This window comes from Alphaproteobacteria bacterium, assembly GCA_023898745.1.
Lineage (GTDB): Bacteria > Pseudomonadota > Alphaproteobacteria.
The window spans coordinates 85,366-100,099 of record CP060237.1 but is presented as its reverse complement, the minus strand read 5'-3'; the positions used below and the strand labels follow the sequence as shown (position 1 = coordinate 100,099).

Annotated in this window: 18 protein-coding genes and 1 tRNA gene; 16 read left to right on the top strand and 3 right to left on the bottom strand. The window is 37.1% G+C overall.

All coding sequences use genetic code 11. The features are described from left to right. Nucleotides 1–41 precede the first annotated feature (41 nt). The 5 genes from H6850_00535 to H6850_00515 all read left to right on the top strand — a co-directional run bounded on the left by H6850_00535 (nt 42) and on the right by H6850_00515 (nt 5,583). Nucleotides 42–2,345 carry a hypothetical protein gene (locus tag H6850_00535; GenBank protein USO02473.1) on the top strand — a complete coding sequence of 768 codons (2,304 nt, stop codon included), beginning with the start codon at nt 42–44 and terminating at the stop codon, nt 2,343–2,345. Between the two features lie 86 nt (nt 2,346–2,431). Next, the gene (locus tag H6850_00530; GenBank protein USO02472.1) at nt 2,432–3,130 is read left to right on the top strand and encodes a sigma-70 family RNA polymerase sigma factor; all 699 of its coding nucleotides are present in this window, start codon (nt 2,432–2,434) and stop codon (nt 3,128–3,130) included. A gap of 42 nt (nt 3,131–3,172) precedes the next feature. Continuing rightward, entirely contained in the window at nt 3,173–3,862 is a 690-nt protein-coding gene (locus H6850_00525) for a cyclase family protein (protein ID USO02471.1), read from the top strand. 114 nt (nt 3,863–3,976) lie between these two features. After that, a complete protein-coding gene (locus tag H6850_00520; GenBank protein ID USO02470.1) occupies nt 3,977–5,212 on the top strand; it encodes an exodeoxyribonuclease VII large subunit in 1,236 nt (411 codons plus the stop codon). Nucleotides 5,213–5,247: 35 nt separating this feature from the next. Then, nucleotides 5,248–5,583, top strand: coding sequence for a hypothetical protein (locus H6850_00515; GenBank protein ID USO02469.1), 336 nt, complete (start codon nt 5,248–5,250; stop codon nt 5,581–5,583). On the opposite strand, the gene H6850_00510 is transcribed toward H6850_00515, so the two are convergent. Continuing rightward, nucleotides 5,558–6,049 (bottom strand): DnaJ domain-containing protein, encoded by a 492-nt coding sequence (locus H6850_00510; GenBank protein ID USO02468.1) that lies wholly within the window; start codon nt 6,047–6,049, stop codon nt 5,558–5,560. The two genes, H6850_00515 and H6850_00510, sit on opposite strands and share 26 nt — an antisense overlap. Nucleotides 6,050–6,172: 123 nt before the next feature. Between H6850_00510 and H6850_00505 the strand changes: the two genes are divergently transcribed. Then, nucleotides 6,173–6,415 (top strand): hypothetical protein, encoded by a 243-nt coding sequence (locus H6850_00505; GenBank protein ID USO02467.1) that lies wholly within the window; start codon nt 6,173–6,175, stop codon nt 6,413–6,415. Between the two features lies 1 nt (nt 6,416). Here H6850_00505 and H6850_00500 read toward each other — a convergent pair whose 3' ends face one another. After that, nucleotides 6,417–7,088 (bottom strand): polyphenol oxidase family protein, encoded by a 672-nt coding sequence (locus tag H6850_00500; protein ID USO02466.1) that lies wholly within the window; start codon nt 7,086–7,088, stop codon nt 6,417–6,419. 89 nt (nt 7,089–7,177) lie between these two features. Between H6850_00500 and H6850_00495 the strand changes: the two genes are divergently transcribed. The 7 genes from H6850_00495 to H6850_00465 all read left to right on the top strand — a co-directional run bounded on the left by H6850_00495 (nt 7,178) and on the right by H6850_00465 (nt 11,118). Next, nucleotides 7,178–7,918 carry a peptidase M15 gene (locus H6850_00495; GenBank protein USO02465.1) on the top strand — a complete coding sequence of 247 codons (741 nt, stop codon included), beginning with the start codon at nt 7,178–7,180 and terminating at the stop codon, nt 7,916–7,918. Then, on the top strand, nt 7,872–8,504 hold the full coding sequence (locus H6850_00490; protein USO02464.1) for a hypothetical protein: 633 nt from the start codon (nt 7,872–7,874) through the stop codon (nt 8,502–8,504). The genes H6850_00495 and H6850_00490 overlap by 47 nt, the downstream gene beginning before the upstream one ends. A gap of 61 nt (nt 8,505–8,565) precedes the next feature. Beyond that, nucleotides 8,566–8,904 carry a hypothetical protein gene (locus tag H6850_00485; protein ID USO02463.1) on the top strand — a complete coding sequence of 113 codons (339 nt, stop codon included), beginning with the start codon at nt 8,566–8,568 and terminating at the stop codon, nt 8,902–8,904. Nucleotides 8,905–8,915: 11 nt separating this feature from the next. Further along, complete coding sequence (locus H6850_00480; protein ID USO02462.1) at nt 8,916–9,251, top strand: hypothetical protein; 336 nt, start codon at nt 8,916–8,918, stop codon at nt 9,249–9,251. Between the two features lie 166 nt (nt 9,252–9,417). Further along, a tRNA-Met gene (locus H6850_00475) sits at nt 9,418–9,494 on the top strand. A 20-nt stretch (nt 9,495–9,514) separates the two neighbouring features. Then, a complete protein-coding gene (locus tag H6850_00470; protein ID USO02461.1) occupies nt 9,515–9,748 on the top strand; it encodes a DUF2312 domain-containing protein in 234 nt (77 codons plus the stop codon). 98 nt (nt 9,749–9,846) lie between these two features. Further along, on the top strand, nt 9,847–11,118 hold the full coding sequence (locus tag H6850_00465; protein ID USO02460.1) for a proline--tRNA ligase: 1,272 nt from the start codon (nt 9,847–9,849) through the stop codon (nt 11,116–11,118). Here the strand turns inward: H6850_00465 and H6850_00460 are convergent. Beyond that, nucleotides 11,115–11,963, bottom strand: a complete 849-nt coding sequence (locus H6850_00460; protein USO02459.1) for a hypothetical protein — start codon at nt 11,961–11,963, stop codon at nt 11,115–11,117. The genes H6850_00465 and H6850_00460 overlap by 4 nt on opposite strands. A 21-nt stretch (nt 11,964–11,984) precedes the next feature. Here H6850_00460 and H6850_00455 point away from each other — a divergent pair, with 21 nt between their 5' ends. Genes H6850_00455 through ysxC form a run of 3 tightly spaced genes read left to right on the top strand, consistent with a single transcriptional unit; the run spans nt 11,985 to nt 14,698 of the window. Further along, complete coding sequence (locus tag H6850_00455) at nt 11,985–13,610, top strand: Hsp70 family protein (protein ID USO02458.1); 1,626 nt, start codon at nt 11,985–11,987, stop codon at nt 13,608–13,610. Nucleotides 13,611–13,667: 57 nt separating this feature from the next. Next, nucleotides 13,668–14,159 (top strand): hypothetical protein, encoded by a 492-nt coding sequence (locus H6850_00450; GenBank protein USO02457.1) that lies wholly within the window; start codon nt 13,668–13,670, stop codon nt 14,157–14,159. Nucleotides 14,160–14,170: 11 nt separating this feature from the next. Beyond that, the gene (gene ysxC / locus H6850_00445; protein ID USO02456.1) at nt 14,171–14,698 is read left to right on the top strand and encodes a ribosome biogenesis GTP-binding protein YsxC; all 528 of its coding nucleotides are present in this window, start codon (nt 14,171–14,173) and stop codon (nt 14,696–14,698) included. Nucleotides 14,699–14,734: the final 36 nt, after the last annotated feature.

Here is a 14,734-nt window from a genome sequence, read left to right as displayed (position 1 = left end):
AAAGTGTTAAAACGATTTAGAAAAACTTAAATTGATTTTGAATGTTTTTATCGATCTGCTTTTTAGAGGCGTCAGAGACTTCACAATCTCGCCCCACATTTAATCTCCCAACTATGCAAGAGTTTCTTATGAACATGAGTATGTGTTCTGAGCACGCAGCAGGTAAAGATGTTGTTATTATAGGAGGGCTTGCACGAACAGGAAAAAGCACGCTTGTTAATAATCTGCTTTTTGAAATTGATTATCAGAGAAAACCTCGAAGAAAAATTGAATATTCAGGAGAGCTCCCTGTTCCAACGAGCCCTCAAATTACAGGGCACACCTTTTATCCCCATGTTTATGAAAGAGATGGTAAGATTTTTGTTGATATTGCCGGCATGGATGGTTTCGAAGATTTTGAACATAGACTTGCGGGCAATATTGGCTGGGAAATGATTATCAAAAAAGCAAGAAGCGTTAAACTTCTATTCGTTGTAGAATCAGATTTTGATGCGCCATCTTCCAAAGCAACATTTGTGAAGTTTTTAGCAAGTGTAAATCGTTTGCTAGGCTGTTTACCTATTACCTCTGATAAACTGCCCAATGGTGTAAAAGATCAGATGAAAGAGTTTTTGGAGGAGTTTGCTCTGCAGCAAAAAATCAAAGAAGATCAGAAAGACTCTCAATCTAAACAACAAAGCTCAGCAGGGGAAAAGAGGATGTCTAAACAAGGCGTTTCTGGGTCGCAAAAAACTGAAGATATTAAATCTCAACTATCCCCTAAATTAACCCCAACCCTTGGCTTCCTCATCAACAGCAAAACCTCAGAAGATTCAACAAGCTCAGTATTAGAAGTTATTAGAGATGAATTTATGCCAGAAGTCACAAAAAATCTCGTTACTTATCTCAAACGTAAACATGAAGGGCAGCAATTTACAGCAGATGATAACAGCAAACTCGAAGATTGGTCAGGTGCGTTTTATGCACTAGCTTATATGTTGCAAAATCAACAGTTTATTAAAACAGTTAATCCTGCAAGAACTAATACTCCAGAAGAGGCGTCTGATACTAGAGAGTCGGTTTTAGAGATGATATATGGAACAGGCTTAAAACCTGCCGTTTTGCAACCCATCTCCAAAGAAACATTCAACTTTGGCACCTATTCCCAAGATCGCATGTTATTCTTACAACATCTTGATCGGATGTCGCATGTATATTTACTTTTGTTGGAAGCAAGGCGTTTTGGAGATGCGAGAAAATTATTTGTTGAGGGAGATATAGAAATAACATCTGAGAAGCTTGAGAAATACAGAAAAGCGAAAGAAAATCCAGACACAACAGATGTGCCATTGGATATCGCTGCGTTAAAGAGAGAATTAGAGAATGCGCGGGATGCGATCAGATTTAAGCTTGTTGGATTGCGGGAGCGAGAAACTCAGCAACGTGGGGGCAGATTAATCAAAGAAGACTCAAGAAGCTATAGTGGATCAGGTAGAAGTACAGGCATGTCAGTGTTTAGTGGAGCGGTTGCTGCAGTGGTTGGATGGTTTTCAGGCGGGTTGCTTGCGCCAGCTGCAGCGGCCGTTGCTTCTGAGGCGGCAAATTATTTTAGCTCATGTGCAGGCGGTCCTTCTTCATATGCATGGGAAAAGTTTAGCTATGGCTATGGAAAATGGGATCTTTCATATGAGCCTAGTTTGGTTGTGCAAAGCTGTGAAAATGGAAAATTTGATGCAACGATTGTAGATAATGGGTCAAAATATGAAGTGATATTTCAAGGTAATTGCAGGAGTGGCGTTTTTAAGGCCAAAGTCAGCTTTTTCCAAAAGTATCCAGGATACGATGAGTTGCTTGTAGAGATAAGACAGTTAGATGCCGAAGTATCCGCAATTCAACAAAAGATAAACGACCTTCCTAAACAAGCGCAATCCAGTTCTACAAATATCGCAGCAAAGATTGTTGAAGGTTTAGAAAGACGCCTAGATAGGCTAAAGAACTTGGCAGAGACTTTGGAAAGACTTGATGAGTTGCATCAGGCACAAACAGCTCAAATGCGGTCTCTCCATGAAATTATCGAATATACAGGTGTTTCAGATACACAGCAAACAGCAAGAGAGTTTAAGGCATTGTTCGAAGAGTTGCGTAACAAAACTACGCCTGCAACGCCAGCACAGCCTTCGTTTAGTGATATGCGCATTACTCCCGAAGGAGGTGTAGTTGCTAAGGCGGAAATAGCTCTTGGAAAGGTTGCTATAGAGGGAAGGTTAGCACCGTTCCCTTGGATAGGTCTCGAAGAGCAAATACATGAAACAATGATCGAAGAGCAAAAAGCGCAGGAGGGTTTTATGAAGGGAAATGTTGCTTAGGACGTATTTCACTATATATTTTGCTTAACCATCTGTTCATTTTTAAAATACTAATCTCACAATAAAGAAATGAATATGTTTTTTATATGTATCAAAAACATTTTAAGTGCCAAATTTTACCACATGAATTAGAATTAAAACTTTGGACGGATTATTCATATGACGAGCGTGTTAAAATTCTTATAGAAAGTCATTTGAAGTTAATTTTTAAAATTGCACGCGGATATAAAAATACAGAAATTCCTTTTGAAGACTTGGTTCAAGAAGGGATCATTGGCTTAATTAAAGCTTCAGAAAAATATGAGCCGCAAAAGGACAAGCGTTTTTGTGTGTATGCAAAAATGTGGATTCAAGGAACGATTCAAAATTATATCATGACCAATTGGTCTATTGTGAAAAATGCATCTGCAGGACAGAAAAAAATGTTTCAAGAAACGCCAAAACCAAATAATCCACAAGCGACTTTTGTTTTAAAAAAGGATTATTCTTTGGATGAGCCAAGTGCAGATTATTTAAGCATGTCATCACAAAATTCAGAAGCCTTTGAGGATGCGTATTTTGAGAAAGATAATGAAGAGTCGTTAAATATTATTTTAAAAAAGGTCATGAAGGTTTTAACGCCAGAAGAAAGAAAGGTTATTTTGTCCAAGTTTTATGAAAAGAGAATATATGACAACTTAAAACCAGCCCAGATACATAAATTGGAAGTCTCAGCTATGCGAAAGATGCACTTTTATTTTCGAGAGCATGTGGATTTGCTACGTCAGATTGCGCTATTGCGTTAAATTTTTTATTGTGTGCGTAGGGAGAGTGAATGTGCAGTTTTGATGCTTAATGGTTATCGAGTGATATGTTTAACACATAAACTGAATTCTGGCATTCCATCATGGGATATGAGTTGTGATTTTCATAGTCACAAAATTCAGGATTATGATGCATGTGAGACAGAAACCAAGTTTTGTGTTCAGAAAATCAATATGCCAGCAGGAATAGGTACGCACATTGATGCGCCTGCACATTGTATGAAGGAAGGTTTAACTGTTGATCAGTTATCGTTAGATGATTTGATGACACAGTGTGTTATGATTGACGTTTCTAGTCAGGCTCATGAGAATTTTAAAGCTACGATTCAAGATGTTGAAAGTTTTGAAACACAATATGGTATTATTCCAAAAAACAGTTTTGTGATTTTTTACACAGGGTGGTCAAAGCATTGGAGCGTGCCTCAAAAGTACAGAAATAACCTTACATTTCCTAGCGTAAGCGCTGAGGTTGCATATTTTTTGGTTAAGAGGGGAGTTGCAGGTATTGGTATAGATACATTAAGTCCTGATCGTCCAAAAGATGGTTTTAAGGTGCATGAGATTATTTTAGGCGCTGGAAAGTATATCATTGAGAATATTGCCAATGCTGATCAATTACCACCTATTAATGCTTACAGTATTGCTTTACCTATCCATTTTGAAGGAGGAACAGAAGCCCCAATTAGGTTAATTGCCTTTATTCCGAAAAAATAATTTTTTAAAAAGATTTTGAAGACTGAATTTTTATTCTTTAATTTGTAACTTGAGTTTGGATATTGCATAAAATAATCTGATATTATAAAAAAACATTCAAGCATTTCCGGGTTTATGGCTGAAGACGATAAAGATATTTTATCTATCAAAGAAATTGCAACCTTGATTAAAAATTGCGTTGAAATAAATTTTTCAAATGTGAAGATTCAAGGAGAAATCTCGGGATATAAGCAGCATACGTCAGGGCATCATTATTTTGCGCTAAAAGATCAAGACGCGGTATTAGATGCAATTTGCTGGCGAGGAACGCAGTTGGCAATTCCTTTGCAAGAAGGGCAGGAAGTTGTAGCAATTGGGCGCATCACAACATATCCTATGCGTTCAAAGTATCAGATTATTGTGGAGCAGATCTTACCAAAAGGCGAAGGTGCTTTGCAGGCGTTACTGAAAGAACGAACAGCATATTATAAGAAGCTTGGATATTTTGAGCGCAAAAGACCGTTACCAAAGTTTCCTCAAACTGTTGGTGTTGTGACATCTGAGACAGGGGCGGTGATACGAGATATTTTGCACCGCATTTCTGATCGTTTTCCTATACGAGTGATATTATGGCCAGTTACAGTGCAAGGCCCTGGAGCTAAAGAAGAGGTCGCTAAAGCGATTCACGGCTTTAATGCATTAGATCATAAGCCTGATGTACTCATTGTTGGTCGTGGTGGCGGAAGTTTAGAAGATTTATGGGCATTCAATGAGCCAGAGGTCCTTGAGGCAGCTTTTAAAAGTGATATTCCAATTGTATCAGCAGTTGGACATGAAACAGATGTAACTCTGTTGGATTATGTGGCTGACAAGCGCGCACCTACACCAACAGGTGCTGCGGAAATGGTTGTACCGTCTAGATTGGATCTTTTGCAAGATTTAGGGCAGTGGAACAACCGTTTGTTATTAACTATAACGAATCAGCTAAAGCATAAGTTTATGCATGTTAAAATGATCAAAGTATTATCACCAGAGAAGATCGTAGAAAATTGGCAAATGCGTTTGGATGATTTGTCTGAAAGACTTGAGTTAGCTGTGAAAACGGCTTTTGATGCGAAGCAAGGTATGAAGATTAAAATGCTATACGACACAATCTATTTCAAAGTTACAAGCTTGATAGACAGAAAAAAACAGAATTTTACTATGTTTGGAACAATTTTAGAGCAAAATTCTGTAAATAAAACGCTTAAGCGAGGGTTTTGCATTCCAACATTATCAGATGGACATGTTGCGCGTTATGAGGATTTGAAAAAAGATGATCAAATTGAGTTGAAATTCTATGAAGGTCTCAAAAAAGCTGTTATTTCATGATATAATGTAACAAAGCACTTTTCTGTATTAATGTGATGGCAACGTATCTTGTGCCTCAAGAAAACAGCATTCCAATTTTAACTGCAACTGCATTAACGGAAGCTATGACAATACCTCATACAATTTTGCTTCTTAGTCCAACGCCTATGCTGAACATGGATGTTATTTGCGCAAAGTTCAGAAGCAAGGCTCAACCTGCTCTATCGACTGACTTGAAAAGTGGAGATGTGGTATTGTTAGAACTTCCACTTTCAACCTCAGATCATGCAATTTGGACAGGTTTGTCGCTTTATAAAAAAGCAATTCAAAATAAAATCGGTGGAAATGCTGTTTTGAGTGTGTTGCCTATAAGTTGTTTTGCATGGTCTTAATTGGTTTTGATACCGACTTGCTCAAATATTTCATTGTCGAAAAACTTTTTTTCAGCAAAGATAAGTTTTTTTCTAAAAACGCACGCGCAAAGTTTGTTTGCGCCTTATCAAAAGTTCGTTGAATCAATTGAGAATCTCTTATTTCTTGTAGTTGTATTATCTCTTCTAAAAATTCAAGGTCAGGCTGAGATGCAGTTGCATCTACATCTATGTGTAAGGTTTCTAATAATATGCTAGCGCGTTGAATAGGATCTCTAAGTTTTTGAAACGCTTGATTAATCAGCATGGCTTTTGCGGTCATAAAATCTTTTTCTGTTTGTGTGTGATAAAGGTCAGGGTGTACTGTTTTCATTAATTTGTGATAATTGCGCTGCAAAAGCTCATCAGGTATATCAAATTCAAGAGGCAGACGTAGCAATTCGAAAGGATTTTGCATCATAACAGTCGCGTAAATTTTACCTACCATATGAAAACATATTTTTCATAATTGCTAAAGTGAGAAATAATTTTATTTTTTAAATATATTTAACTATTGACATAATATTTTATTAATTATATAATAATAGTAGAAAAATCAATAAATAATCAGATGACAGACAATACAGACGGTAACTTTTTTTCAGGTGACAAAAGATCCATACTTAAAAAAATTTTTGATATTGCTGCAAGAATTTGTTTGATTGCAACGATAATCACAGCGATGACGCCAACAACAGCTGACAACAAGTTTGTTGAGAACTTTATGTTAAAGCCTCTTAACATGGCTGCGGGTAACTTTGGTTACAACGTGAATGCTGACTCTGGTGAAGTAACTGATACTCAAGCAGAGTAATTCAGATCAGGCATATTGCTGCATTTTGTCGGTCTAATAGACTTTTAGACTGATGTGTTGCATGGCGATAACTGAAAAAATTTGGGTTATCGTATGTATCTATGAGAATTGTTTCGATTTCTACGAATCCTAGTTTGTTGAATTTATGTTTTATATATGATGGGAAGTCGAAATAATTTTTTTTGTTTATGAATATGGAAGAGATATTATTGTAAATTGCTGGACCTGCCTGAAAATTTTTTTGATGTAGGCAAGGGCCTAATGCTACAATATAATTTTTCAAATTATCTAATTTTTGCAGTTCTTGTGCTGTATTTTCAATAATCTTTCCAAGAATAACCCCTCTCCACCCTGTGTGGATGGCTGCGATAATCGGTTTTGATTTATGTGCAATTAAAATGGGCGCGCAATCAGCTGTTCTTATACATATTGCTAAAGACGGTTGCGTTGTGATGAGAGCATCTCCAATTAACCTTGCTTTTGGCGGAGTGTTAATTGTATGAACTATTGACGAATGCGTTTGATAAAGTCGCACTATATTTTCTGCGTTTAATTGGTTTTTGGTTTGTATAAGATTATGTCTTTGATCAACATATTCACCCGTAGGCAAGGTTTTGTCAAAAAACCCATGACGGACATGCGGAAGTTTTTGAAGATTTTTTGCAAGAAGCACAGCAGCACTTTTTTGATTTATTATAGACGATTGCTATGAAAAGCATAAACGTTATATTATGTCGCTAGAAAAAGCGTTACATCTATGTCATGGAATGTATAGATACTTTTGAAAAGGCTGAGTGGATTGATATTAAAGAGCTTGTTCCTGATGCAATTGTGCATTTGATCCTTTTAACAGATGAGAATTTTGTTGGGGAAAAAATTGACGGATATCATGCGAATATTGCATATATGAAACTTGAAGCTGCGCAGGCGTTAAAGAAAGCGGCGGATATATTAAGGGTGCAAGGATATAGAATCGTGGTGAGCGATACTTATAGACCTTATCGAGCGGTTAAGCATTTTTTGAGATGGGCAAAAGATCAAAACGATACAAAGAAAAAGGCAGAGTATTATCCGCATTTGGATAAAAAGACAATTTTTGAAAAACAGTATATTATGCATGATTCGGAGCATTTGAGAGGCGGAACGGTTGATTTAACGATTATTGAATTTGATAAAGAGCTAAAACCCCTTCAAAAGATAAAGCGTAAATTAAAAGATGGTTCTGAATTTTTATTTTTGGATGATAATACAGTAGATATGTTTACGTCGATGGATTTATTTAGCTCAGCCTCACATCCAGGAACGGAATTAATTCCTGAATATGCGCTGAAAAATAGAAAAGTTCTGCAAGATGCTATGGAAAGAGCTGGGTTTAGAATAAATCCTCAGGAGTGGTGGCATTTTTGTTATGATGCGGTTACATTAAATCAAAGATATGATTTTCCGATAAAAGATTATGCTGTTAGTAGTAGGAAAAGGCAAAACAGGCAGTCAAGTTATTAATCAAATGAAAGATAGTGAGTTGCTAGCTGTATGTGATACAAAGCAACCCCTTACTTTGGAGCTGGCAAAGAAAGCGAGCTGTATTGTTGTGTTTGTCCCTACAAACGCTTTTGCAGATCTCAAATCTTTGCTTGAATTATCAGAAAAGCCCGTTGTTATAGGAACATCGGGTATTAACCTTGATGGAATAATACCAAAAGCACCTTGGATTATAGGTAGTAATTTTAGTGTTGGAATGAACTTAATGTATAAATTTGCACGTGAATTGCCAAAAGAACTTTTGAATCAGGTGAAAATTGAAGAAACGCATCATGTTCATAAGCAAGACAGTCCTAGCGGTTCAGCGTTGTATTTAAAGAGCTTATTTCCAGATTTTGATGTGAAAATTGACGCAAAAAGAGAAGGTGATGCAAAAGGAGAGCATAAATTAACACTCAAACTAGAAGGTGAAACGTTGAGCGTGCATCACAAATCCTTAGATCGCAGTATTTATGCAAAAGGCGCGCTTCTAGCTGCGCGAAATATTGAAAAATTTTCAGCTGGAATCTATCGATTTGAAGAAATTTTTGAAAAGTTTTTTCATTGATCCTTGTAAGATTTATATTTTGAACATATAATAATAATATATTTCTTATATTTCGTTTGATATGCATTCTATTCACTATGCGCTTAAAGATCTTAATAAGATAATCAAGGCGTTTAAAAAAGAAATGCCTCAAAATGTTATCAAGTCTTCATTACGTGAGATTATTGGAATTCTAACGGGGTTAGAAAACTGTTCTGATGTTGAGGTTGGCGTTATAGGTACAGATTTTGAGAATTACGTAACAATTGATGGAAAAAAAGCTGTATTGCCAGATAATACAAGCATTTTGACAATGGCAGGACAATACTTCTTGGGGCAAGATGAAGTGCAAGACGAAATTCAAGAAGGTTGTGTATATATGATTGGTACAGAAATAGAGGAAATTAAGCCTAAGAATTAAGGAGGTCTCTCATGCATGCACATAGGTCTTTAAAACAAAGCGCTGCTTACAGGGCGGAGCATATTTATAAAAGATTAAGAACAATGGAAGAGAGATTTAGATCTCTTAGAGGTTGTGATTATCGGTTAAAAGAATTGAGGAATGAAATTAATTATACAGAGCAAAAATTGTATGATATTCAAAAATACGCCATCAAAGAAGTGAAGTGTATTAGTATTAGTTTGCTAAAAATGATTCAAGAGAATGTGCCAGAAGCTCAAATTCTTACAGAGTTTGCAGACTTGCTAGCGCAAGAGGAAGAGTGGCGCAAAGATGTTAGTGGATATGAACATTGTTATGAGTGTTGATAAAATAGGCGCGTCATCACGAGCCTTGCGTAGCAAGGTGTGGTGATCCAGAAAATATGGATGACCACGATTTTCTAAGGAAAATCTCGTCATGACACTTTTTTTTGCGTATAATTCATTTCGATTTTTCCTTGCTTTTTCTCTCAAAATTTCCTATACATAAGTTAGCGGGGTAGAGCAGTCCGGTAGCTCGTTAGGCTCATAACCTAAAGGTCGTTGGTTCAAATCCAGCCCCCGCGCCCAATTTTTATGGCGAGGAATTTATGACAACAGTTGCGATTGACAAATTAAAAGCCATTATAGAGCGCGTTGAAACGCTTGAGGAGCAAAAAACAGAAGTAGCATCTCAGGTAAAAGAGATTTTAGATGGTGCGCGCGCTGATGGATTTGATATTCCAACCATCAAAAAAGTGATGCGCCTTCGTAAAATGAAGCGCGAAGATTTGCAAACACAAGATGCGTTACTTCAACTATACCGCGATGCGGTTGGTGTATAACTCGTCATGGCGAGGTTTTCCTTAGAAAACCGTGGTCATCCAGTTGGATCACCACGTCGCTACGCTCCTCGTGATGACGACTAAGAGAGTTTGAACACATGAAAAGATCATATGCATTCTGTCCTACATTAAAAGAAGTTCCAAAAGAAGCGGCACTACCATCACACAGGTTGATGCTCCGCACGGGTATGATTTATCAAACTGTTTCTGGTATTTATTCTTGGCTGCCACTTGGTCAAAAAGTATTAAAAAATATCGAAGCGATTATTGATAAAGAAATGAGTAAAATTCATTTCCAGCGTATTATTATGCCAACAATTCAGCCTGCAAGCTTGTGGAAAGAGTCTGGGCGTTATGACGCGTACGGAAAAGAAATGTTACGAATTCAAGATCGTCATGATCGTGAGATGTTATATGCGCCAACGAGTGAAGAGGTTGTGACAGATATTATGCGGCATTTTACGCATTCATATAAATCTTTGCCACAGCATTTATATCAAATTCATTGGAAATTTCGTGATGAAATCAGACCGCGTTTTGGAGTGATGCGTGGACGTGAGTTTTTGATGAAAGATGGTTATTCTTTTGATTTAACGGAAGAAGCAGCGCGCAAGACATATGAAAATGTTTTTAACGCATATATTCGGATTTTTGATGAGATTTTTGTTGATGTCCCAGATTTGAAAGCCGTGCCTGTAAAAGCGGATACAGGGCCAATTGGCGGGGATTTGAGTCATGAATTTCAGATTTTAGCACCACATGGTGAGTCTGATTTATTTTTTGATAAGAAGCATTATGAAGTGAAAGATCGCTCTTATGAAACTTTGAAAGATTTGTATGCCGCAACCGATGAAACACATGATCCTAATGCAGTTGATGCAACTCAGCTAGCAACGGCAAAAGGTATAGAGTTAGGGCATATTTTTTATTATGGTGATAAATATTCTAAGGCATTAGATTTTAAGGTAACAGGCGAGGATGGTAAGCCGGTATATCCATTAGGTGGATGCTATGGTATTGGCGTATCTCGTTTGGTAGCGTCTATTATTGAGGCGAGTCATGACGACAGAGGTATTATATGGCCTGTATCTGTTGCGCCTTATAAAGTTGGGATTGTAGATTTGTTGAAAGGCGAAGCTATTGCTCAAGAAATTTATGAGATGCTAGGTGATGAGATCGCGTTATGGGATGATCGCTTAGATGTGAGTCCTGGCATTAAATTTTCGGAGATGGATTTGTTGGGTATGCCGTACCAGATTATTTTAGGTAAGAAATGGAAAGAATCTGAAATGGTTGAGATTAAAAATCGCAGAACAGGTGAGGTTTTTGCGGTTAAAAAGAATGAGATTTTGGCGAAATTGCCTGTTTAATTATCTCTGTTAGCTTTATGGAATTCTAGACCGATTGAGATGCGATGGCGAATGGCTTCTGCAGAAAGCGCTGGTTTGATGATAGGCTCTAACATTTCATTATATTGTTTTAGATCTTCTTCAGACATGCTGTTTTTGAGTTTTTTCTGAAGCATTTCAGAGCTATATATGTCAAAATAGCTTATTTGAAGATTATATTCAGCAATAAAAGATGCGCCAGAGCTGATTTTATAGGATATTCCCAATCCTGCTCCGAATCCTAATCCATGAAATGGAACTAGATAATCTAGGTCTTTAAGAGCTTTATTTGCATCCTTTTTTCTGTATGCTTCTATTATTTTTAAGCTATCTGTTGCCATAAGAACACATGGGGAGATGCTTCCGTAAAATGATAGACGATTTGAATAAATTTTTCCTAGTCTAAAATTTGTAAAGAATGAAAAACCTTTTGAGAAATCTAAAAAGTTCCAATCCAAAAACCATTGCTGAGGAAGTGCCCACCTGTAACCTAAATATAATCCAAAACTCCAGTCAAAAATCTTGTTCCACTTAGTTTGTTTATATAGGACGTTTGCTATAGTTTTTTTGTCTTCGTATGTTCCAGGCAAGTTTGAATCCATTGCTACTTTTTCGATTCCTTCACCTTTTTCAATCTCTAAAAAATACCCTCGAAGTGCTTCTAGCTTGAGTGAATCAGAGGCTTTTTTTGTTTTATCTGATTGGCGAGGGCCATAATGCACATAACCAAAATTTGCTAGCCCGCCAAAGTGAAACCCATTTGCGGATAATGTAAAAAATAACAAAACTTTAATATTGTTAATCTGTGTATTACCATAGCTTAACATGGAGAAAAACAATCAACAAATATGCAAATTGTCAACCCCTTTCGCAAGAAGGTAAAAATAGAGGCAATTCCTTTGGGAATTGACCTTGGGACAACGCATACGTTAGCAGCATACTACGATCCTCAAAAGGGTGTGCAATTTATCAAATGGGATGATGGGGGTATTTTATTGCCGTCGGTTGTGTCTCATGAGGGTGTGATATTTTCTTCTACAAAGCGATACATGACAGATGCAACAAAAGTGATTAAAGATGGAAAAACCGCTCTAGATATAGCATCAGATATTTTATTGCATGTTAAAAAAAGAGCGCAGCAGCAGCTAAATAAGGAAATTGCGCATGCGGTTATTACGGTCCCAGCTTATTTTGATGATGCTGCAAGGCAGGCTACGAAGATAGTGGCAGAAAAAGCTGGTTTGAATGTGCGCCGTATTATCAATGAACCGACAGCTGCAGCCCTTGCATACAATATTGATAAAGAAGGAGTGTATGCTGTCTATGATTTCGGTGGTGGAACATTTGATTTGTCAGTTTTGCGCATGAGTCAAGGTGTGTTTCAAGTGTTAGCGACGATTGGTGATTTGCAGTTGGGGGGTGATGATATTGATCAAGCTATTGCGGATGCATTAAGCATTGATATTGCGGAGGCAAAAAAGATGAAGGAAGGTATTGGTCGTCATCACGAAGCCTACGAAGTAGGCTGTGGTGATCCACAACAGATGGCCACAGCCCCTTCGGGGCTTCACCATGACGGTTTAATGAATATCACAAAACCTTTGATTGATAAAACCTTGAAATTATCACAAAAAGCTTTGAGTGATGCTAGGGTCACAAAATTAGACGGCGTTATTTTAGTAGGTGGGTCGACGCGTCTCAAAGGTTTAAGAAAAATCTTAGAAGATTTTTTCAAAGCTCCTATATATGCAGATAAAAACCCAGACCTGATTGTTGCAGAAGGTGCTGCGTTGCAGTCTTATGCGCTTTTGCATGGATCTGAGCATGTTTTAATTGATGTCAATCCCTTATCTATCGGTCTTGAAGTTATGGGTGGTTTAGTGGAAAAAATTATTTCAAGAAATACACCTCTTCCAGTGTCAAAAGAACAAACTTTTACAACGGGGGCAGATGGTCAGACGGCAATCGAGTTTCATATTGTGCAAGGTGAGCGTGAGATGGCTTGCAATAACCGCTCTCTAGCTAAGTTTGTGCTAAAAGATATTACACCAATGCTGAAAGGGCGCGCAAAAGTAAGAGTAAAATTTTCTATCGACACAGATGGTCTGCTGACGGTTGAAGCGGCAGATACTATAACAAATAAGAAGATATCTGTCGAAGTTAAGCCAACATTTGGATTGTCTAATAAAGATATAAATGCTTTTGTATTAGATGCGCAAACACATGCAAAAGATGATATTGAAAAGCAGACCTGGATTGCAAAAAGTATTGAAGCGCATAATATTTTAGAGGCTGCTAAAGCATATAAGTGTGATGCATATGATGATATTGCTGCGCTGCAAAATGCCCTTGATACAAACGACCTTCAGGCGTTGAAGATATGCTTAGAGAAGGTTATTGAGATTTTAAAGCCCTTAATAGAGCAAAAAGTTGCTCAAGATCTTAAGAATGTTTTGTTGGAGCAGGAATTTTAACTTTTCTGCAGGATTTTAAGGTGCAATAATACAGAAGATCAGCGGTGAATTGGCTCAATGTTTTTCTTATTTTTAAATGCAGATGTAGGCGTTCAGACTGAATACATGCTAGATAGATGTGCAACAAAATGTAAAATATGCACAAAAGGATGTATCAAATGCTCAAAACATTGTGAGGACAGCCTCAAGGATTTGGTATCAAAAATGCATCAAGAAATGCTTAAGGTATGTATAGAAAAGTGCAAAAATTGCGCTCAAGAATCTTTTAATTGTTTAAAACAGTGCCGTTTAACAAAAAATAAAATGGATGATAAAAAGGCGCTGAGAAAGATGCAGCAAAATTTAGCTGTTTGTATTGACGAACTGAAAGAGTGTGAAAAAGTCTGCAAAAAGTGCGCTTACCAGTGTGAAATTGAGCGTAATAGAAATCCGGAAAATGATATGGTATTTATGTGCATTTATGAATGTTATGATTGTGCAGATTTGTGCATTGTTTGTAAAAAAACATGTGAAGAAGCTTTGGCGCAAGTGGAAAAACTGTTAAGCTAAATAAAAAAACTATGTTTGTTTTTAAACATGGCGCATATGCCCCAGGGCACGTTCTTAAGTATCACCCTTATAAAGAAGTTGCGTTTGTGGGGCGGTCTAATGTTGGGAAATCGTCTTTAATTAATGCAGTCACAGGGCAAAAAAATCTTGCGCGTATTTCAAAGACACCAGGACGCACCCAGCAGATCAATTATTTTCTTGATGAAAAACAAAAGTTATATCTAGTAGATTTGCCAGGCTATGGATTTGCGAAAGCGGATAAGAAAATGCAAGGCAGATGGCAATACCTTATGGATGCATACTTCGCAGATAATCCAGCATTACGAAAAGTATTTATTCTGATAGATGCGCGCAGAGGTATTTTGGATGTGGATCGCATGATGATCGATTATGTGCAGGCATACGGACATGATTGCAGCTTAGTTTTAACAAAATGCGACAAAAAAGATACCGTTAAAGTTGAGCAAGCTGAGTTTTGCACAAGTGTGACAAAGAAAACAGGTATTGAGCAGTTAAAAAAAACTATGAGTGCATTGTAATAGAAAAGATGATATAATTAGAACATAGAATTAAGT

Coding starts and splice junctions, on each gene's coding strand:
- H6850_00535 (USO02473.1), top strand. CDS start 42: ATGTTTTTATCGATCTGCTTTTTAGAGGCGTCAGAGACTTCACAATCT.
- H6850_00530 (USO02472.1), top strand. CDS start 2,432: ATGTATCAAAAACATTTTAAGTGCCAAATTTTACCACATGAATTAGAA.
- H6850_00525 (USO02471.1), top strand. CDS start 3,173: ATGCTTAATGGTTATCGAGTGATATGTTTAACACATAAACTGAATTCT.
- H6850_00520 (USO02470.1), top strand. CDS start 3,977: ATGGCTGAAGACGATAAAGATATTTTATCTATCAAAGAAATTGCAACC.
- H6850_00515 (USO02469.1), top strand. CDS start 5,248: ATGGCAACGTATCTTGTGCCTCAAGAAAACAGCATTCCAATTTTAACT.
- H6850_00510 (USO02468.1), bottom strand. CDS start 6,049: ATGGTAGGTAAAATTTACGCGACTGTTATGATGCAAAATCCTTTCGAA.
- H6850_00505 (USO02467.1), top strand. CDS start 6,173: ATGACAGACAATACAGACGGTAACTTTTTTTCAGGTGACAAAAGATCC.
- H6850_00495 (USO02465.1), top strand. CDS start 7,178: ATGGAATGTATAGATACTTTTGAAAAGGCTGAGTGGATTGATATTAAA.
- H6850_00490 (USO02464.1), top strand. CDS start 7,872: ATGCTGTTAGTAGTAGGAAAAGGCAAAACAGGCAGTCAAGTTATTAAT.
- H6850_00485 (USO02463.1), top strand. CDS start 8,566: ATGCATTCTATTCACTATGCGCTTAAAGATCTTAATAAGATAATCAAG.
- H6850_00480 (USO02462.1), top strand. CDS start 8,916: ATGCATGCACATAGGTCTTTAAAACAAAGCGCTGCTTACAGGGCGGAG.
- H6850_00470 (USO02461.1), top strand. CDS start 9,515: ATGACAACAGTTGCGATTGACAAATTAAAAGCCATTATAGAGCGCGTT.
- H6850_00465 (USO02460.1), top strand. CDS start 9,847: ATGAAAAGATCATATGCATTCTGTCCTACATTAAAAGAAGTTCCAAAA.
- H6850_00460 (USO02459.1), bottom strand. CDS start 11,963: ATGTTAAGCTATGGTAATACACAGATTAACAATATTAAAGTTTTGTTA.
- H6850_00455 (USO02458.1), top strand. CDS start 11,985: ATGCAAATTGTCAACCCCTTTCGCAAGAAGGTAAAAATAGAGGCAATT.
- H6850_00450 (USO02457.1), top strand. CDS start 13,668: ATGTTTTTCTTATTTTTAAATGCAGATGTAGGCGTTCAGACTGAATAC.
- ysxC (USO02456.1), top strand. CDS start 14,171: ATGTTTGTTTTTAAACATGGCGCATATGCCCCAGGGCACGTTCTTAAG.